We start from the raw sequence: 18,922 nt of genomic DNA, 5'->3' as shown, positions 1-18,922 counted from the left end.
CTGGGTTGCAGCCTATTGCATCCCCCTAAGAGCAGACTGTACTCTGATGCCCTTAGGGTGAACATCTCATGACAAAAATCAGTCAACATAACTTTTTCGACGATATGAGATTAAATAAAGGGCTCACAGGTTTAATTTCGGCAACTTGTGTTGTGCTAGCCACTCAGATGTCTGCTTCGGCAAATCCTTTTGGGGATTTCCTAAATACGATCAACCGTGTCAATAGCACCGTCAACTACCTCGACCGTACGATTAACGGCACAGCTCACACCGTCAATAGCTTGAGCAATACCCTGGGCCTCAACCTGGGCGATGGCGAAGATATCAGCGAATCAGATGAAACAGGCCAGGTCTTGCAGGTCTATCAACTCTGGTACGAAGACTTGTCCGCGTCGGAGAAAGAGACGGTCTCCTGGTTGGTCATGGAGCACGCTCGCAGTCAGGCCGTTTCTTTTGCCACTGTGACAAGCAGCGACTGGTTTTTGCAAAAGCCCAGTGCAGAGCAGTCGCAAGTAGCCGCTACTTTCTTCAAGCTGGAGAATATCCTTGAGGCAACGGCTCAAGACCGGAGCCGCTTCCTAGCGTTTGCTTTTTGTGTGAACGGCGGCGGTACCAGCTGCGAATAGTTCGATCTTTCTATCTGGCAAGCCCTAAGTCCAGCACCGTTTCCAGCACCGTTTCAGTTTTCTTGACTAGGGCTTCTTGGCCTCTCTGATCGCCTCAAAAGTCAATTGCAAAGCGCTAGCCGCGACCGTGTGGCTGGTTAAAGTCTATCTGGGGGCCAACTGGCACGATCCGAGTCGGGTTCACCATGTCGTGGCTTTGGTAGTAGTGGCCTTTGATGTGGTCAAAGTGAACGGTATCGGCCACTTTGGGAATTTGATAGAGTTCGCGGGTGTAGCCCCACAGATTGGGGTAGTCAACAATGCGGCGAATATTGCACTTGAAATGGCCGTTGTAGACTGGGTCGAAGCGGATGAGAGTCGTAAATAAGCGCCAGTCGGCTTCGGTAACGCGATCGCCCGCCAAATAACGGTTATCTGCCAAAATCTCTTCAATCCAGTCTAAGCTCTCAAACAAAGGCACAACTGCTTCTTCGTAAGCTGCCTGAGTAGTGGCAAACCCCGCCTTGTAAACGCCGTTATTAACCGTGTGATAAACGCGATCGTTAATCTCATCGATCCGGTCACGCAGCCCCTCAGGGTAGTAGTCTCCGGGCGCTGCACCCACCCGATCAAAAGCACTGTTGAACATGCGGATAATCTCGGATGATTCGTTGTTGACAACCGTATGCGTTGCTTTATCCCACAGCACCGGCACAGTCACCCGGCCCGTGTAGCTCGGATCTACTTTGGTATAGATTTCACGCAAAAAATCAACATGATTAATCGGGTCAGAAACAACTCCTGGCCCTGGCTCAAAGCTCCAGCCGTTTTCACCCATAAACCAGTTGACAACCGAGATATCAATCATCTCGTCTAATCCCTTCAGCGCTCTGAAGATCAGCGCCCGGTGTGCCCAAGGACAAGCGTAAGAGACATATAGATGATAGCGGCCCGGCTCTGCCTTAAAGCCGTCCTTTTCTCCTGGGCCAGCGCTGCCATCGGCGGTTATCCAATTGCGAAAGCTAGAGGTCTCGCGCTTAAAGTGTCCTTTATTGTCTTCGGTGTCGTACCACTGGTCACGCCAGACGCCATCGATCAGTAAGCCCATCGGTTAATCGCTCGAATTCATATTTTTCATCTTAGATCAGACTTCAAAGCCGGTTGAAAATCCTCTGTCTGTAGGCAGGACGTTTGAGTGGTAGAGCACTAGCTCTAGCGCTGTCTATCCGCTAGTTTGGTAGGGATAGCGCGCAAGGGATGCTACCAATATGGCTTCAGAGTCAGGGTTTACGTTTGAACTAATGCTGGCTTTGGGGGCTGCTGCCATCGGTGGCTATGCGGTGAGTCGGCTGCGGCAGCCGGTGCTGCTCGGCTATCTGACCAGTGGTTTGGTAATTGGCCCGCTGGGGCTAAGGCTGATTACAGATACCGGCAATATTCAAGCGCTAGCAGAACTCGGCGTCGCTTTTTTGTTGTTTGCGCTGGGCGTGCAATTTTCTTTAGAAGAACTCAACCGGGTGCGCAACATAGCCTTGCAGGGCAGCCTGTTGCAAATTGGCCTGACGATAGGGCTGGTGACAGCGATCGCCTTCTCTTTTGGCTGGGTAGATAGCCTTTCTCAGGGCGTTTTCTGGGGGGCATTGCTGTCTCTTTCTTCTACAGCAGTTGTGCTCAAAATGCTCACCGAACGCGGCGAAATTAATACCCGTCACGGCCAGATTATGCTGGCCATACTGATCGCGCAGGATCTGGCGCTGGGGCTGATGCTGGCCATACTGCCTGCTATCGGTCAGCCCGGTCCGCTCTGGCAAGTAATCGGGCTAGCCCTGCTAAAAGTAATTGGCTTTTTGCTGGCGGCATTGGCAATTGGGCGCTGGCTGATTCCGGTGATTATTCGTCAAGTCGCGCTGACTGAGAGCAGTGAGCTGTTTTTGCTGACGCTGATCTCGCTGTGTTTGGGCGTAGCGCTGGTGACAGCGAGGCTGGGCCTGTCGATTGAAATTGGGGCCTTTGTGGCTGGGCTGATGATCTCCGAAATCGATTATGCCGACCATGCGCTAGCAAAAGTGCTGCCGCTGCGCGATACCTTTGCCAGCCTGTTTTTTGTCTCTATTGGTATGCTGATTGACCCACGAGTGCTGATTGACAACTTTGATCGCATTCTAGGGCTGGTGAGTTTGGTGATGGTGGGGAAGGCGCTGATTGTGCTGCCGATTGTGCTGTGGTTTGGCTATTCGCTGAAAACGGCCGTCTTGACGAGCTGCGGTATTAATCAAATTGGTGAATTTTCGTTTGTGCTGGCCGTTGTGGGTTTAGAGAATGATCTGATTTCTCAAGATACCTATCTACTCCTGCTGGGTACCACTGCGATCACGCTGGTGCTGACGCCGCTGTCTTTTGAGCTGGCAGATCCTTTGGCAGCGTGGCTATATCAGCAGCCCAGGCTAGCGGCGATTTTGCGGCGGCGAGAGTCTCCCCAGCGGCAGGGCGGCCATGAAGACATGGATAATCATGTGGTGATAGCGGGCTTTGGTCGGGTGGGAAGGGTGATTGTGAACTTGCTGCGATCGCGTGGCTACCCCGTCTTAGTGCTCGAAAATAGCGAAGCAGCCGCTCAGTCACTGCGGCGCGAGAAAATTCCATACGTGCTAGGAGACGCCGATTCAGAGCTGATCTTAGCCAAAGCGGCCCTACCGGCAGCCAAGGCGCTAGTGATTGCCCTGCCCGACCCGATCAGTACCCGGCTATTGCTTCAGCGGGCGCGGGCGATCGCCCCCCAGTTAGACATCATCGCCCGCGCCCACACCACCCAAGAACTCGATCTGCTCAGTCAGCTCGGGGCCCAAGAAGTTGTCCAGCCAGAATTTGAAGCGGCCCTAGCCTTAAGCGCTCACCTGTTAAACACTCTCGGCGATACCGATGACCACCTAGATATCACGATGGCCAAAATTCGTGCCAATCACTATCGCAGTCTGCGCGGATAATCACCTCTCAATTGCCATTCCATCTCATCTGTCTACCGCCTATCTACTTCCAGCAGCCAGACAATAAAAACCGTCCCCAATCCAAGATTTTCCTGCCGGTCTCTAGGCATCCAGGGCGTGCCAACAGCCGGGCTAATCACCTCAATCAAGCCCTGCATCTCCTGTACTAGCGACTGGGCGATCGCCAGCCCTAGCCCCGTTCCCGGAAGATCACTATGCGCCTGCACGCCGCGATAATACCGTTCAAATAGATGCGCCTGGTCACTAGCCGGAATTCCCAGCCCTGTGTCGCCTACCACAATGCCCTGATAGTGGCCTCTCTCACCGACCCGGCTTACCCCTGTTTGTACCCAGACCTGAGCCCCCGCTGGTGAATACTTAATGGCATTATCTACGAGGTTGCTCACCACCTCTCCTAGCGCCTCCTCTTCTCCCCACACAGGCGGCGTATCTGCTGCCACCTGAGCCTGCAAGTCAACGCCCTTTTCGGTAGCGACAATATTAGCTACCGCCAAAATAGGCTCCACAATGTCAGGCAGATACTGAGCAGACATCGTCAGCGGCTGACCTAGCCCAGCACCACCTATCACCTGATCAGCCGCCGTCTGCTCGGCCCGCTGAGCGTCAATCTCGCCGCCTGCCGCCTGTCTCCTGCTCTCCTGCCCTTCTTCGCCCTGCCCTGCGCCGGAAGGCACTAACCGTCCAGGTGCCAACAGTCGCTGCGCCGCTGGCAAAAGCGCAGACATCGCGCCTTCCACCGTTAAATCTGCATCGCCAATAGCCACCGCCTGGTCAAAATGGCTGACTAGCTCTCGCAACCGCTTGCTTTCGCGGACAATGCCAGTAGCTACAACCTGATTGGGATCTTCGGTCGCTAGCCGCCGCACTAACAGCTGGCCAAAGGTGCTCACCGCTGTCAGCGGATTACGAAACTGATGCAGCAAATTATGAAAAATCTCTGACTGACGACTTTGAAGGCTACGCTTCTTCGATAGCTGATGCTGTAGCCAATGATTATGCCGCTCTAGCACACAGCCTGCTGCTAACGATTCGGCCACCATTTCAATGTGGCGACGCTCTTCATTTAGCCAGGCGCGATCTGGGCGCACCGTCACCAGCAGACCGACGACCACTTCGGTATACACCAGCGGCACCACCATCTGCTGCTCTGGATGCAAGATGTCTGGCCAGCAAAACCCGTTTGGCGTCGCTCTAGAAGTTTCAGCACCGTGAGTTTCAGCACCGTGAGTTTCAGCACTGTCGGCGGACGGATCAGTCTCAGGATGGGTCTCCCGTTCAGTCTCTGTGGCTGATTGGTCGCTGGCCGCAGGAGCCTCTGCGGCAGCAGGTAGAGCCAACGGGCCGCTGTAGCTGCTATTAGCCCAAGGGGTCGCCCGCGTAAAGTTAGCAACCCAGCTATCGACCGGCTCCGGATAGCTGGCCACCGGGACAAAATTGGACTGATTCCGCTGGGTCGCCTGCTCCGCCATATCTGCCACATCAGCAATGTACAGAGCCGCTGAAGACTCTGCCATTTGCTGAGTGAGCAGCCGTAGCTGAGTCCGGCAGAGTGAAACAAATTCGGGACTAGCGATCGCCGTCATGCGCAGCCTTTGTCGCAAAAGAGGGAACAAAAAAGAAAAAAATTAAGGCGGATTCGGTTCAATCAACACGCCGATAGTGTGACCGTAGTATTAAGTTTGTTAAGAGGTTTTAACTTTTTGGATGCCACCACAGAGAGAAAAGTACCGCAAAAGTGCTGAAAATCCGTCCGATAGCTCGTATGCAGGCGATTCTATCGACCTTATCAAAGATTTTAAACCAACTTGAAATTTTAAGTTATACCTGCTATATTTTGCAAGGTCTAGGCTTTTTTGTAGCTATCGCTACATCTGGCCAACAGGTACAGGAGGTAAGAAATTTGGCACGAAGACGTAAGCGCAAGAGCCGACGACGTTTAGAAGGACGTCGCATTCTAGAGGCAGTTCCTCAGTTCAGCATTGAGAGCGGGGAAGAAAAGCCCGTCACCGCTGCTCGCAACTACATTCACGCTCAAGGCATTTGCCCGCCCGCACTGCTGCTCGTCAAGCGCAATGAGCATACCACTGATCGCTACTTCTGGGCCGAAAAGGGCTTATTTGGCGCGCAGTATGTGGAAGAGAATCACTTTCTCTTTCCTAGCCTCCGCCTTCTGATGAGTGAAGAAGAAGAGGAACTCGCAGTTTCTAGCTAAGCTGCCAGCCGCTTTGAAAAGAAAGCGTTAGCAAGGGTGAGCTAGGATCTGTAGCGTTGGTTCTATAGCGTTGGTTCTATAGCGTTGGTTCTATAGCGTTGGTTCTATAGCGTTGGTTCTATAGCGTTGGTCACTTGGCTTGAATGCAGCAACACAGGCAAAACCTTTGCATAACAACAGGTCAAGTGATTCGCATTACCCGAATGCATCCAGGTAACGCGATGCTTAGAAATTCATCTAAATGGGAAGGGCTGAGCTACTCGGCACCTTCCCATTTTTTTAGCCCTGCCCATGCGTTTAATTCGGGTCGGGTAAAGGCACTCTGCAGCTCAGCAATCTCATCTCTATGTCCCTTCACCGTCAGCTTAGAAAGACAGCCCTGGCTAGCCTCTGGCTCTACCTTCAGGGTCACTACCTCAGGGCGACTAGACTTGCGCCAGTAGAACACACCCGCTAAGGGAGAAGCTGCCACCAGCCCAATCAGTCGCCCGCCCCAACTCGGAAACAAGGTCGCCGCAATCAGCGATAGACAGGCAAAGCCTACAGCCGCTAAGAGCGATAAAAAGATAGCCATAAAAATGCTTGGGCTAACCATGCCGACTAAAGTAGTTGGGTTCGAGGTAGCCGGGTCTGTAGCAGTCAGATCTTTAGCGGTCTCACCCGAGATGCTGGCATCTGCCGATTCAGCCATAGGCTGGTAGGCTCTGAGCCGAAAGTATTTGATAACGGCCTGCTGTAGAGCCTCAGGCGACTGCTGCGATCCAAACTGCATGACCTCAACGCGATCTTTGGTAGAGGCGCGAATAAAAAAGCCAAGCCCAATCACCATAAGGCTGGTCAACAGCAGCGTAGAAGCCCGAGAGGGGTCTGCAAAAAACAATTTTTTGAGGGGATGAATGTGCTGAGAGGAAAACCAGATGCCAGCGATTGGATGCAGCAGCTTTACTACAGCACCCTCAGACTATCTACCGTTTAGACAGCCCATCGCAAACGGTCTCCCGATAAACAGTCTATCAGTCCTGCCTGCGCTTTAAATCGGTTGACCAATAGCCCCCTGCTAACGCTGGGTTAGCCCTACGAACCGGCATATTTGATTTCAGCGGCCATCGGCACTGACGAAGCATGCAGCGGTCGGCTTTGCTGACCTACCATATAGCGCTGCCACAGCGCGGCGAGTTCGCGTGCCTTCATTTGCCAGTCGGGCCTAAGGCAATACATACGGCGCGGGCGGCCCCTACCTTCTACCTTTTTCCAGTAGCCCATAATCGCCGCCTGGTTTTCTAAAAACTTGAGGGCGCTATAGAGAACGGTATCTGAGAGCCGGTAGTTAGGGTAGTCTTGCTCAATCGCATGAATTAGCTCTGTGCCGTAGGAATCGTGGCGAGTCAGCACTGAGAGTACATAGCAAACGGCTAGCTCTTTATTGAGATAGACCGGCGGCGGATCTTCAAAGAATTGATAGATATCTTCAAACTTCATGAGGAAGCTCCGATAGCGTTTGGGTAAGGGAACAGCGATTAGCGATGGAGCCACCGACTTGCTGAATATCGCGAATGCAAATCAAACCGATGCAAATCAGAACTGCTCGTGCTTTGAGAGTCGATAGCGGGTTGCCCGATAGGCAATCTTAATTGACCATTTCATTGACAACCCCGTGAGTCAGAACGGCTGATTCATTCTAGCCACTAAATAATAGATCCACTCATCTTTTTTAAATCTGGTAACTATCTGAAAAGTTTTGTCAGTTTTGCCAGAGTGTCAATGCTTTGCAGCCAGGCCAGCACCCGCCCTATCAGGCCAGATCAGTAGACCAAAGGCACTTTCTTACAATAGTTAAAGCTTTGTTTCTAATGATGTCTAATAGTTGCTAATTGTTGAGATGGAGATTGGCTGCAGATTGTTTTGCATAGCCCGGTTAGCATTGTTTACACTCGCCTACTGAGCATCCGCTCGGGTGCGGAAGAGTACCTGGTTGTTTTGTACGGCAGCTAACTCCAGGTAAACCGGGCCAGTTGTATAGATTGGCTGACTGGCAAAAGCCTGAATTTCAAGCGGCTCACCGTACCGCTGCACCTGACCCAAAAACTCTAGGATCGGATCTGAGAGCCCGCTGGCAATAATGGGCTGGTAGCGGATAATGCCATTTCTGCGCGCCTGAAATTCTGCGGTGGCTCGCAGCAGGGTAAAGCGCTCGATCAGCGTTTCGTTGCTAACGTCGTCGCTTTCTATACGCACAGCCGCTAACACTTCGCCCGGCTGAAAGAGAATTTCGTTAATGGCAGCTTCTACATTAACGAGCAAACAGGGGTCACCGTTTTGGGTGAGGGCTTCGTTAACGCAGGGCTCACCAACGACGTAGTTGGCTGCTGAGGATACTCTGATCACATAGTTTTGCTGATCGGCGATTGACGCCACAATTCGCTGAACGGTGTCGGGATCAAAACGAATGGCAAAGCTGTCGATGTCTTCTTCTTCTATGCCTGGCAAGATAGTCCGGGCGACAAACCGATTGGCCTGAGCTAGGGCATCTTCGACGGCTGTGCGGGCAGCGGTTTCTGAGTCGGGGCGGGCGATGGTAAAAGACAGGGTTTCGTTACGGCCAATGGCGACATTACCCAATCGCAATCCTTGAAATTCGTTTTCGAGGCGGGCGATTTCTTCGGAGAGAAAGGCTTGCTGGGTTTGCAAGACTTCCAGACGGCTTTCGCGCTCGGCGATATCCTGGTCACGCTGGGCGATTTGGGCGTCGCGATCGCTCAGTTCAGCGTTACGGCGCTGCAGTTCCTGATCGCGCTGAGAAAGCTGCTGGTTGCGTTGAGAGAGCTGCTGATTCCGCTGGGCAATCTGCTGGTCGCGCTCGGCAATTTGGGCCCGCACTTTGGCTTGCTCAGCAATCAGCGCCTCTCGCTCTGAGCGCAGGTCGCCAATTTCATCACGGAGACTGTCTGCCTGCTCTGAGACGCTGTCGAGCTGAGACTGGGTATCGAGCAACCGGCTGAGGGTTTCTTTTTCACGGGCGATCGCCGTCTGCAAAGACTCATTGGTTTCGAGCAGTCGTGATTGGGCTTCTGCCTGCAGCTCAGTCGATGCTTGCAGAGTGCTTTCAACCTCATCTTTTTCAGCCTGGGTCGATTCTAAGTCAGACTGGGCATCGGCTAGCTCTGCCTGAATATCGTCGAGCTGAAACAGCCCTTTGCGCAGCTGATCATCTAGCGCAATCAGCAGCAACAGCGTCGAAAAAGACGCCACCATACCCGTTGCGACACTCACGACCGTTGCCGTCTGCCGGGGTCTCAGGTTAAACAGGCTAAGCCGAGACTTGCCCACCTTCATGCCAATGCGATCGCCAACAGTCGCAATCACACCCCCCAAACAGGCAACCGCAAAGAGTAGTACAAATCCAGTGGTCATGTGCTGCCGCGAACGCCTTGCCATAGCCGTGCAATACAAGTATCAGGGTACTGCACTGAGATGGGGGCTGAGGTAAAGAAGATAGCCAGACGGCAGGCAAATCTGTCAGTTTTGTGAGAGACAGAATGCAGTAGACAGTAGATACTTTTCGTCTCCTGGCTCCTGCCTACTGCATTCTGTCTCCTGTCTACTGCCCCTTCCCTTAAGTAAACTGCTGCGAGAGCGTCACCGGGTCGTGAACCGTGATTTTCTTTTTGTGAATGGAGATCATGCCTTTTTCGCGCAGGTCTCCCAGCAGCCGGGTGACCGTTACCCGAGTGGAGCCGATAGCTTCGGCGATCGCCTGATGAGAAAGCTTGAGATCGACCGTGATGCCAGCTGAGCCGGGTACGCCAAAATCGCGGCAGAGGATCAGTAAAAAGCTTACCAGCCGCGAACCCATATCTCGATGGGCCAGCGTCTCGATCATCATCTCTGTTTGCAAAATTCGTGACGACAGACCGCGCAGCATTAAGGCAGAAAGCTCAGGGTGTTCTTCTAGCGCCTGAGCCACCTGGTCGCCCTGTAGTGACAGCAGCTCTACTGGCGTAAAGGCCACCGCATGATAAAACCTGTCTGATCGGTCGCCCGTAATCAGAGAGAGCACCCCAAAGACACTGTTTTCTCGCAGCAGGGCAACGGTGATTTCTTCGCCAGCCTCGTACACCCGTGAAAGCTTCACGGCTCCTTTGGTCAAAAAGTAAACCCGTTCTGCCGGATCACCCGGAAAGAAAATAGTCTTATTGCGTTCGTAAGATTCGACTACCGGTGGAAAGCCGCCGCCAGCAAGCGAGCGGAACATATTAGAAAGCGGTGTGGCAGAAGTTGCGACCATACTGAAAACCGAAAAGGTGGGGGCGATGGGCTCACTGATGTCTAAAGCGGAATGTTTATCTAGATAGATATTTATCTTGATATCTAAGCAGACTGCCCATATCAGGTACTGAATGTCATGAGATGCTCATTCAGGCTAGTACTACTAAACCCTATGGTCAGAACAGCGTTTTGTATTACCTAATACCAAAGTACAGTTGAAACCGTCAGCGGACAAGATTTTTAGGGGCTTTGCTAGGTTGACCGCTATTTTAACTAAAGTTTCCCCCTACCTGCAGGCAGAAGTATTAGCATCGGGGTATTTTCTGCAACCTGTCGGCTCAGCGCCGGTTTTGCCCAGCGACAGCTTACTGCCTTTAGCGGCCTCGCTCGGCAGGATGGCCCCATTTTTCAGTATGCTCCTAGAGCGCGTCAAAATGTACTAACCCAGAGATTCATGCTAGACCTGACCGGAAAAAAAGCCCTTGTGACAGGCATTGCCAACAATCGCTCGATTGCCTGGGGCATTGCTCAACAGCTGCACGCAGCGGGCTCAGAGATTGGGGTGACCTATCTGCCTGATGAAAAGGGCCGCGCTGAAAAGAAGGTGCGTGATCTCACAGAATCGCTCCAGCCCAGTCTGTTTTTGCCCTGCAACGTACAAGACGACGACCAGGTAGACGCGCTGTTCAGCACGATTAAAGACAAGTGGGGCAGCTTTGATATCTTGATTCACTGTCTGGCGTTTGCCAACCGTGATGATCTGACGGGTCACTTTAGCGATACCTCACGCGCTGGCTTTGACTTGGCGCTCAGCGTCAGTGCCTACTCTCTAGTACGTTTGGCGCAAGGGGCCAAAGCGCTGATGCCCAGCGGCGGCAATATTGTCACGCTCACTTATCTGGGCGGAGCGCGGGTAATACCCAATTACAACGTGATGGGGATAGCGAAGGCAGCACTGGAGATGAACGTGCGCTATTTAGCCGCTGACCTGGGGCCGCAAAACATTCGTGTCAACGGCATTTCGGCTGGCCCGATTCGCACGCTGGCCTCTTCAGCCGTAGGCGGCATTCTCGATATGATCCACCATGTAGAAGAGACGGCTCCGCTGCGCCGTACGGTAACCCAAACGGAAGTGGGCAATACTGCCGCGTTCTTGTGTAGTGAGCTGGCTAGCGGTATTACTGGTCAGGTGATCTATGTCGATTCGGGCTACGCGATTATGGGAATGTGATCTGCTAAGAAGGCTAGTCGGTAAAAGCGCGGTCTAGATTGCTGCGAACTGGGCTAACAATAGTCTGAGCAGTCTGAGGTCCTGCCGGATTTAATAGGGGTTGAAGGGCGATCGCCTGTGCCTCTTTCATTTGCCCGTAGGTAAATACGCAGGGCGTCCCGGTAGGCAATAGCTTTTGGATTTGCTGCCAGACGTAGGGACTGCCGTAGATTACGATAGCTTGTACGTTTTCGCCGAGTGACTGGATGTAGCGGGTAGCGATCGCCTCCAACTCCTGACCACTGCGAAACGGATTGCCGCGAATAAATAGCTGCACCAGCGTCGTCACCGCCGAATTGAAGGTCGTCATCTCGGCGCTGCGGCTGTCGATCAGCGTCAGACTGTAGCCTTGACGGGCAGGCAGCGTCACCGCTGGAGCCGTGCGACTAAGAAAGGGGCAGTGCAGCAGATCGTCAACCAGAATAAGATTTTGACCGGCGATCAGCGGCGCGCTAATCGCCTGCGCAAGTGACTGACTGGGCGCGTGGCTCACCTGCTGAGACGTTTGTAAAATCTCTGCGGCCAGGGCTCTGGTGGGCTCAGTGGCAATCTGCTCAGCTTGAATTGGCGGCACGGCCTGCTGCTGCCAGGCATGACGAGAGGATGAATCGGTCACCAGTAGGTCGGCAATTTTGTGCTTGGCTCGCCAGATCCGCTCCACCGTTCGTAAAATGGCCTCAGGCGCAATTCGCCCGATTTTGACCGCTTCGCAAACGGCAGCGATCGCCCCTTCGACATCGCCTGGCATCAGCAAAATATCGGCTCCCGCCTCAACCGCCAGCACCGCTGCTTCGTAAGGGCCATATCGCTGCGTAATGCCACCCATTACGAGGGCATCGGTGACAATCAGTCCGTCAAATCCTAAGTCTTGTCGCAGCAGCCCGCTCAGCGTCACCTTCGACAGCGTTGCCGGGTGCTGGGCGTCAATTTTCGGCAGCTGCAGATGAGCTGTCATGATGCTGTCTACCTGAGTGGCGATCGCCCGCTCAAAAGGCACCAGTTCTAGCTGCTGCAGCCGTTCAAAATCGTGATTGACCACCGGCAATGTGAGGTGTGAGTCAATCTCGGTATCACCGTGACCAGGAAAATGCTTGGCAGTGGTGAGAACAGCGCCCTGTGCCCCTCGGATAAAAGCGCTCGTGAGCTGAGCGACAGTATCCGCCGTTTCGCCAAAGGCCCGCACGTTAATCACCGGATTCGCCGGGTTATTATTCACATCGACGACAGGTCCCAGTAGCCAGTTGAGGCCAATGGCCGCTGCTTCTTGGGCGATCGCTGCTCCCATCTGCTCAGAGAGCCGGGTTGCTAGCGGCAAATCACGTCGGGCAATCTCCCCTAGCGCCATGGGCGGGGCAAACCAGGTCGCGCCGCTAAAGCGCTGCCCTACCCCTTCTTCAATATCAGCGGCTATGAGCAGCGGATACTTGGCCAGTGACTGCAATTGCTGAGTTCGCACGCCTACCTCAGCAGCGCTGCCACCCAGTAAAATCACGCCACCCACGCCCATCGCTAAATATTCTTTTAGCTCGGTATTCGTCGCTTCCCACTGCGGATAGGCCAGCTCGTGGTCAAAGAGATGACCGGTCGTGCGCACGACTACCATTTGAGCCACCTGTTCGGCCAAGCTCAGGGTTTCGGGGCTAGGTAAGCGAGAGGCTAGCATTGAACTCCAACGGCGGTGCAGCGAGGCTAGATATTGTCTGTATGAATGTCTAGGTAAACCCTTATGACTCTTCTACATCGCCCAATTCTTGAGCCTCGATTGAGTCGCCTGTCTGGCGCTCAGCGTTGATCTGATTGAGCACGTTGATGACGTTGCTAGCCAGGTCAAATGAGCGATCTTCTTTAAAGGTAACCTCGGGCGTGCGACGCAGCTTCATCCGCTGACCTAGCTCATGGCGCACGTAGCCTTCAGCAGCCTTGAGACCGGCCATTGTTTCGGCTTTAGCTTCATCGGTGCCGTAAATGCTGACAAATATTTTGGCGTGCTGCAGGTCTCCAGCAACGTCTACATCGGTAATGCTGACTATGCCTGAACCGACCCGGTCGTCTTTGATGCCGTTGATCAGCATCTGGCTCACTTCGCGCTTGATAGAGGCTGATACCCGCGCAACTCGTCTGCTAGTAGCCATAAGGGTTAGAAAGTGTTTAGTAACAAAGAGAGAAGCTCAAGGGCATCGCTAAGCAATGCCTAACATCGCTCTCAGGATATAGCTTAGGCCGACAAAGCCAGCAATCGCCGCGCCAATGAGGGGAATTGCCGTCAACGGTCGCTTAAGCAGCGGAATTAACGGCTCAATGGCGTTGTAGAAAATGCCAAAAGAAACCGAAATCAAATAGCGGGGATAGCGGGAAACGTTGTCAAAGAATTCTTGCATAGTGCCTAATGGATGTCTTCAGGTGTCTTCGAAGGCAAACTCGTCTATATATCCTACCGCACCATTCTAGGTCTTAAGAAAGCTAGGACTCTAGCGTACGGGCAGTCAATGTATAATACAGTTGATCTATGACTATCTCTCCATCGCTTACTCAGGCCAGCGCTGAAGATACGCTGGTAGCTACTGCTCGTCCATTTATTAAGTGGGCGGGTGGAAAGTCACGTCTGCTCGAACAGTACAAGCCCTTTTTGCCCGGCGAGTTTGACCGCTACCACGAGCCCTTTTTGGGCGGCGGCGCACTGTTTTTTTATCTAGCATCGCAGCTTCGGCGTCAGGGCAAACGCGCTTTTTTGAGCGATCTCAATCCAGAGCTGGTAAATGTATATAGGTGCGTGCGCGACCAGGTAGAGCCCTTGATCGAGCAGCTAGCAGTCTATCAGTGCGGTCACAGTGAACAGCAATACTATGCGGTGCGATCGCAGCTTCCAACTGACCCTGTCCATAGAGCCGCTCGCTTCATTTATCTGAATAAAACCTGCTATAACGGCCTCTATCGCGAAAATGCCAAAGGCTTGTTTAACGTCCCGATGGGCCGCTACAAGTCGCCTAAGATCTGCGCACCTGATTTGCTACGCCCAGCTTCTGCCGCGCTGCAGATGGCTGACATTACAGAGCGGCCATTCACCGCCGTTTTAGACTGTGCCAGCGATCACGGCGACTTTGTCTACTTCGATCCGCCTTACCATCCGCTCAGTGACACCAGTAAGTTTACTGCCTATAGCCGCTGTCAATTTGCCGCTGAGGATCAGGGTGAGCTGAAGGAAGCGATCGCTCAGCTGGCTAGCCGCCGAGTGCAGGTTCTCGCCTCTAATTCTGACTGTCCGTTCATCCGCGATCTGTACAGCGACACCAGCATTTTTGAGATTCAAACCATTGCAGCAGCGCGATCTATCAACTCCAAAGCTAGCAAGCGCGGCAAAATTACTGAGGTGCTAATCATCGCATAGCCACTTACTCGTCGTAGCTGCCGCCGATGCTGATCGGTGTATTGAGAACGTCAGCGCCTGCCAAATCTACCCCCTCTACACTAGCGCCATCGAGACTGGTGTAATACAGTGTCGACTCTGATAAATCTGCATTTCTAATAGTCGTATCGTCAAGCAATGCGTTGGTTAAAAAGGCGTTATTCAAGTCGGTGTTAACTAGCATTGCACCGGTCAGGTCTGCGCCCTCTAAGTTGGCGTAAGCCAACGTTGCATCGGTGAGGTCAGCATCTCTTAAATCCACACCAATAAGATGCGCGCCCGTTAGATCGGCGTTAGTTAAGTCACAAGCATTACAGATGCCGGTTTCAAGTAGCTGAGTGACGTGTTCCGGATTTTCTGCGAGAGCTGGGGCCGGATCGATGACAGCGGCTAAGCCTGTAATACCGATTGATAGCGCGGCGGCATAAGCGACCGTTTCTGATAGCCTCGTGGCGGATTGAACAAATGACTGGGTTAGTGATTGCATAACCTCTTCTTCCTCTTCTCTAATTTTCTCCTTCCTGCAAAAACAGCCTCTATGCAAAGCGATTTTTTCGAAGTTTTCTCCAGTAACGACAGCTTTTAACAGTGTCAAAAATGTTTTGTAGCTGTCTGTTCCTGAATTCAATGTAACTAGATTATAGCGCTTTGAGCGCAGTAAAGATATCTAGCTAAAGGGAGGGATAACCCCCCTTTTAAGCCTTGGAACTTGATAGCTTTCGCGCTCAAAACTCAGGGCAAAAGTAAACTTAAAAATCAATATTAAGTAACCATTTTTATTACTTGGGTTTATCACTTAGGCGGTAGATGAAATCGTCGGGACGGTTTTGGCTAGATCGGTGTAAGCTATGGGCAATTATCGATGAGCCCTTGGGGTCTAGTTCGCAGCAGCTATGGAAGCGCTTCTTCTGACGGTCTATTTTTTGGTTGTGATCTATGTCCTTTATCAAATGGCGCTGTCTCTAGAAGACCGCCTGGAAGATAAGGTAATTATTCATGTAGACCAAGCTTTTTTAACAGAGCAGACTCAGGCTCAGCTCTCTACTCAGGCCGATGCCAGACATATCACAGCGAGCACTGAGCAGCGAGGATTTGGCGGCAGCAAAGCGATGCGCCCGGTGGTCAACCTGGCGTTTGACCCCCATGACGAGCTGCCGCTAGACTCGCCTAAGCTCGATGAGCTGAGAGACATGGGCCTGGACGATGAGGGCATTCGTGAGCTGCTGAGGAAAAATATCGCGATTCAGGTTTCTCCCACCGGCAGGCAGCCGCTGAGACCCGTTTCCTATCTATCAATTTTGATCGTCAATGAAACGGCTGATGCTCAGATCTATATCAATTGGGATCGCAGCTCGCTAGAGATGTTTGGCCAGGGCAACCGGATTATTCGCGCTACGCCTAATATGCCGCTAGACCTGACTCAGGCTCAGATCTTTAGCATGGTGAATCCGGGGCAGTCGATGGTCTCTGATGTGACCGTTGAAAAAAACTACGTGCGTGATGCCGACACCAATCAGGTAAAGCTGGCTAGGCCGCTGGTTGACCTGAAGGAGCGGGTGGAGCGATCGCAGCTTACCGACCCCACATCGAGCCAAAAAAACATTCAGCCTCTCTACGGCCTCGATCTGATGATTGGCCTCAAGCGCACTACCGAACCAGACAGTAAGTTAATTAACCTGCTCGTACCCTTTAGCTTCACCTTAGAAATAGAGGCTGATCAGATTGCGCTGCCTCCCCTGCGCTGGCTGCTGCATCACTTTGGCCGTCGCAACCGGCCGCTAGAGAGCTTACTTTGGGGCAGACAGCAGCGGCAGCGACGATGAGCGTCCCGATGGCGATACACTAGAGCCTATAGAGCTGGCTCAGTGGTTGCGGAAATCAGGTAGAGCCTCAAAACTCCACCTGGATTTCTGAGGAAAGTCCGGGCTCCCTAAAAGCCAAACTTGCTGGGTAACGCCCAGTACGGGTGACCGTGAGGAGAGTGCCACAGAAACATACCGCTAACGGGAAGGATGAACGATGAACGATGAACGATGAGTTTAAAGCCTGCCTTTTTACTTCTGACTTCTGACTTCTGACTTCTGACTTTTACGAGTAAGGGTGCAAGGGTGCGGTAAGAGCGCACCGGCAGCATCGAGAGGTGCTGGCCAGGTAAACCCCGGTTGGGTGCAAGGCCAAAGGAGCGACGGTTGGCTTTTTACCGGCTCTGACAAAGCGCGCCGCTAGAGGCGTCTGGTAACAGGCGTCCCAGATAGATAACCACCCTGCGGGCTCGCCCCGGAGGAACAGAACCCGGCTTAGGTCCAGCTCTACCCTCTTTTACCAGTCTATTTTGACGATTCTCGTGCCCATGACCGCTGATTTCACCGCTGCTCCTCGCTCAGACTTAGACCGGCTAGTGGCCCAGCTTAATATTCCGGCTGCCGCTGTTAAAAGCGACCTGCTGCGCTTAGCCTTTATCGATATCTCTAGCTCAGCCGATGAGAATAACGAAAAGCTAGAGTTTTTAGGAGATGCGGCCCTGCGGTTAGCGGCGGGCGAATTTTTGATGGAGACCTATCCCCAGATGTCGCTAGGGGAGATGTCGGCAGTGCGATCGCACCTAGTCAGCGATCAGGTTTTAGCGGGTCTAGCTAAGCACTATCAGCTGGGCCAACATCTCATTTTGTCTAAAAGCGCCGTTGGTGACAAAGCCGGAGCCGCTTCTCGCTTGGCCGACACCTTTGAAGCCGTTTTAGGTGCGCTGTATTTGAGTGTGGGTGACCTTAGCTTGATCCGTCCGTGGTTAGATTCTCACTTTGAGCGTCTGACTCGCATTCTGCAAGCCGATCCGGCCCGCCAAAACTACAAAGCCGCGCTGCAGGAGTTTACGCAGTCTCACTACAAAGCTCTGCCGATTTACAAAGCTACCCAAATCAGCCAAATTCACGGCGACGACGAGCGCTTTCACGCCGAAGCCTGGTTTCAAGAGCGGCTGTTAGGAGAGGGCAAAGGCCGCTCTATTAAGCTAGCAGAACAGGCCGCCGCTAAAGTTGCCCTGATCACGCTCGAACCTGAGCGCAGTGAGTTAAATGACGAGAGAAAATCTGACGGCTCAGGCCGCTGATCCGATTGATTTAGCCCCGATTGAACTGGCCCCCATTGAACTGGCGCTATTTGGGGTAGGTCGCTGGGGTACCCATTTGCTGCGCAACTTTCTGGCCCATCCGCAGATTCGGCTACGGGCAGTTGTCGAGGCGTCGGCTGAGCGGCTCGCGGCGGTGGCTCCCGAATTGGACGATTCGGTTGAACTGATGACTGACTGGCGGGCGGCGATGGCACTGGAGGGATTAGAGGCTTGTGCGATCGCCACCCCCGCCGCCACCCACTATGAGCTGATTCAGACCGCCCTGACCAAAGGTCTTCACGTCCTCGCCGAAAAACCCCTGACCTTAGATGTCGCCAGTTCTCAAGCCCTGTGCGACCTGGCTCAAAAGCAGCAGCGTCAGCTTGTGATTGACCACACCTACTTGTTCCACAGCGCCGTCATCACCGGCAAGCAGGCACTTACCGATATCGGCACGCCTCGCTACGGCTACGCCACCCGCACCCACCTCGGCCCCGTCCGCCGCGATGTCGATGCGCTTTGGGACTTAGCCATTCACGATATTTCTATCTTCAACCACTGGCTGGGCGAAAGCCCGATGCAGGTGCAGGCGCAGGGTAGTACCTGGCTCCAGCCTGATATAGAGACCCCGCTTTCTCCTGGCGGTCTTGCCGATGTCGTGTGGTGCCGACTGCAGTATTCGAACGGCTTTCAGGCAACGATCCATCTGTGTTGGGCAAATCCGGATAAGCAGCGGCGGCTTTGTGTGGTAGGAGACCAGGCCACTCTCATCTTCGATGAAATGAATCAGGCAAGTCCGCTGACTTTGCAGCGCGGCAGTTTTGTTGAGCAGCGCGGCTGGTTTACCCCGCAAAATATAGCCTCTCAGTCTATTGAAGTGCCGCCCTCAGAACCTTTGAAAAATGTATGCAATCATTTTGTAGAGTGTGTAAGAGGAGAGGAGCGCTCAGCTTTTTCTTCAGGAGAGCTAGGGACTAACTTAGTGGCTGTGCTTGTGGCACTGTCAAATTCGATGGCTCAAGATGGCGCTTGGTTGTCTGTAGCTGTATAGATCT

General features: G+C 53.1%; 18 protein-coding genes and 1 other RNA gene. 9 read left to right on the top strand and 10 right to left on the bottom strand.

From position 1 onward, the window contains the following. Positions 1-104: 104 nt before the first annotated feature. On the top strand, positions 105-626 hold the full coding sequence (locus CKL79_RS00815) for a hypothetical protein (RefSeq protein WP_141242127.1): 522 nt from the start codon (positions 105-107) through the stop codon (positions 624-626). A 115-nt stretch (positions 627-741) separates the two neighbouring features. Here CKL79_RS00815 and CKL79_RS00810 read toward each other — a convergent pair whose 3' ends face one another. After that, positions 742-1,713: a glutathione S-transferase family protein gene (locus CKL79_RS00810; protein ID WP_121967680.1), complete on the bottom strand. Its 972-nt coding sequence runs from the start codon at positions 1,711-1,713 to the stop codon at positions 742-744. Between the two features lie 160 nt (positions 1,714-1,873). On the opposite strand from CKL79_RS00810, the gene CKL79_RS00805 reads away from it, so the two are divergent. Further along, a complete protein-coding gene (locus tag CKL79_RS00805; protein ID WP_121967679.1) occupies positions 1,874-3,589 on the top strand; it encodes a cation:proton antiporter in 1,716 nt (571 codons plus the stop codon). A gap of 32 nt (positions 3,590-3,621) precedes the next feature. On the opposite strand, the gene CKL79_RS00800 is transcribed toward CKL79_RS00805, so the two are convergent. Further along, positions 3,622-5,211, bottom strand: a complete 1,590-nt coding sequence (locus CKL79_RS00800; protein ID WP_170943911.1) for a GAF domain-containing sensor histidine kinase — start codon at positions 5,209-5,211, stop codon at positions 3,622-3,624. 299 nt (positions 5,212-5,510) lie between these two features. Here CKL79_RS00800 and CKL79_RS00795 point away from each other — a divergent pair, with 299 nt between their 5' ends. After that, complete coding sequence (locus CKL79_RS00795) at positions 5,511-5,822, top strand: DUF3155 domain-containing protein (RefSeq protein WP_121967776.1); 312 nt, start codon at positions 5,511-5,513, stop codon at positions 5,820-5,822. A gap of 256 nt (positions 5,823-6,078) precedes the next feature. Here the strand turns inward: CKL79_RS00795 and CKL79_RS00790 are convergent, their stop codons facing one another. The 4 genes from CKL79_RS00790 to ntcA form a co-directional block, all read right to left on the bottom strand. Beyond that, complete coding sequence (locus CKL79_RS00790) at positions 6,079-6,702, bottom strand: cofactor assembly of complex C subunit B (RefSeq protein WP_205878943.1); 624 nt, start codon at positions 6,700-6,702, stop codon at positions 6,079-6,081. A gap of 194 nt (positions 6,703-6,896) precedes the next feature. After that, on the bottom strand, positions 6,897-7,301 hold the full coding sequence (locus CKL79_RS00785; protein WP_121967677.1) for a PadR family transcriptional regulator: 405 nt from the start codon (positions 7,299-7,301) through the stop codon (positions 6,897-6,899). A gap of 456 nt (positions 7,302-7,757) precedes the next feature. After that, positions 7,758-9,257, bottom strand: coding sequence for a DUF3084 domain-containing protein (locus CKL79_RS00780; protein WP_121967676.1), 1,500 nt, complete (start codon positions 9,255-9,257; stop codon positions 7,758-7,760). 178 nt (positions 9,258-9,435) lie between these two features. Beyond that, on the bottom strand, positions 9,436-10,107 hold the full coding sequence (gene ntcA / locus CKL79_RS00775) for a global nitrogen regulator NtcA (RefSeq protein WP_121967675.1): 672 nt from the start codon (positions 10,105-10,107) through the stop codon (positions 9,436-9,438). Between the two features lie 435 nt (positions 10,108-10,542). Here ntcA and fabI point away from each other — a divergent pair, with 435 nt between their 5' ends. Continuing rightward, on the top strand, positions 10,543-11,319 hold the full coding sequence (gene fabI, locus CKL79_RS00765; protein WP_121967673.1) for an enoyl-ACP reductase FabI: 777 nt from the start codon (positions 10,543-10,545) through the stop codon (positions 11,317-11,319). 13 nt (positions 11,320-11,332) lie between these two features. On the opposite strand, the gene CKL79_RS00760 is transcribed toward fabI, so the two are convergent. From CKL79_RS00760 to CKL79_RS00750, 3 genes are all read right to left on the bottom strand, one after another. Beyond that, on the bottom strand, positions 11,333-13,021 hold the full coding sequence (locus tag CKL79_RS00760; protein WP_121967672.1) for a glycoside hydrolase family 3 N-terminal domain-containing protein: 1,689 nt from the start codon (positions 13,019-13,021) through the stop codon (positions 11,333-11,335). A 61-nt stretch (positions 13,022-13,082) separates the two neighbouring features. Then, the gene (gene rbfA, locus CKL79_RS00755) at positions 13,083-13,490 is read right to left on the bottom strand and encodes a 30S ribosome-binding factor RbfA (RefSeq protein WP_121967671.1); all 408 of its coding nucleotides are present in this window, start codon (positions 13,488-13,490) and stop codon (positions 13,083-13,085) included. Between the two features lie 48 nt (positions 13,491-13,538). After that, on the bottom strand, positions 13,539-13,736 hold the full coding sequence (locus tag CKL79_RS00750; protein ID WP_121967670.1) for a DUF751 family protein: 198 nt from the start codon (positions 13,734-13,736) through the stop codon (positions 13,539-13,541). A gap of 128 nt (positions 13,737-13,864) precedes the next feature. On the opposite strand from CKL79_RS00750, the gene CKL79_RS00745 reads away from it, so the two are divergent. Then, the gene (locus CKL79_RS00745) at positions 13,865-14,743 is read left to right on the top strand and encodes a DNA adenine methylase (RefSeq protein ID WP_121967669.1); all 879 of its coding nucleotides are present in this window, start codon (positions 13,865-13,867) and stop codon (positions 14,741-14,743) included. A gap of 4 nt (positions 14,744-14,747) precedes the next feature. On the opposite strand, the gene CKL79_RS00740 is transcribed toward CKL79_RS00745, so the two are convergent. Beyond that, the gene (locus CKL79_RS00740) at positions 14,748-15,389 is read right to left on the bottom strand and encodes a pentapeptide repeat-containing protein (RefSeq protein WP_240518571.1); all 642 of its coding nucleotides are present in this window, start codon (positions 15,387-15,389) and stop codon (positions 14,748-14,750) included. 265 nt (positions 15,390-15,654) lie between these two features. Between CKL79_RS00740 and CKL79_RS00735 the strand changes: the two genes are divergently transcribed. The 4 genes from CKL79_RS00735 (at position 15,655) to CKL79_RS00720 (ending at position 18,918) form a co-directional block, all read left to right on the top strand. Next, positions 15,655-16,584: a hypothetical protein gene (locus CKL79_RS00735; protein WP_121967667.1), complete on the top strand. Its 930-nt coding sequence runs from the start codon at positions 15,655-15,657 to the stop codon at positions 16,582-16,584. Between the two features lie 30 nt (positions 16,585-16,614). After that, positions 16,615-17,076, top strand: an RNA gene (gene rnpB, locus CKL79_RS00730) — RNase P RNA component class A. 35 nt (positions 17,077-17,111) lie between these two features. Further along, a complete protein-coding gene (gene rnc / locus CKL79_RS00725) occupies positions 17,112-17,867 on the top strand; it encodes a ribonuclease III (protein WP_121967774.1) in 756 nt (251 codons plus the stop codon). Next, positions 17,833-18,918: a Gfo/Idh/MocA family oxidoreductase gene (locus CKL79_RS00720; RefSeq protein ID WP_121967666.1), complete on the top strand. Its 1,086-nt coding sequence runs from the start codon at positions 17,833-17,835 to the stop codon at positions 18,916-18,918. The genes rnc and CKL79_RS00720 overlap by 35 nt, the downstream gene beginning before the upstream one ends. Positions 18,919-18,922: the final 4 nt, after the last annotated feature.

The organism is Leptolyngbya sp. BC1307, assembly GCF_002286735.1.
Taxonomy (GTDB): Bacteria; Cyanobacteriota; Cyanobacteriia; order Phormidesmidales; family Phormidesmidaceae; genus Phormidesmis.
This window is presented reverse-complemented; position numbering and strand designations above follow the sequence as displayed.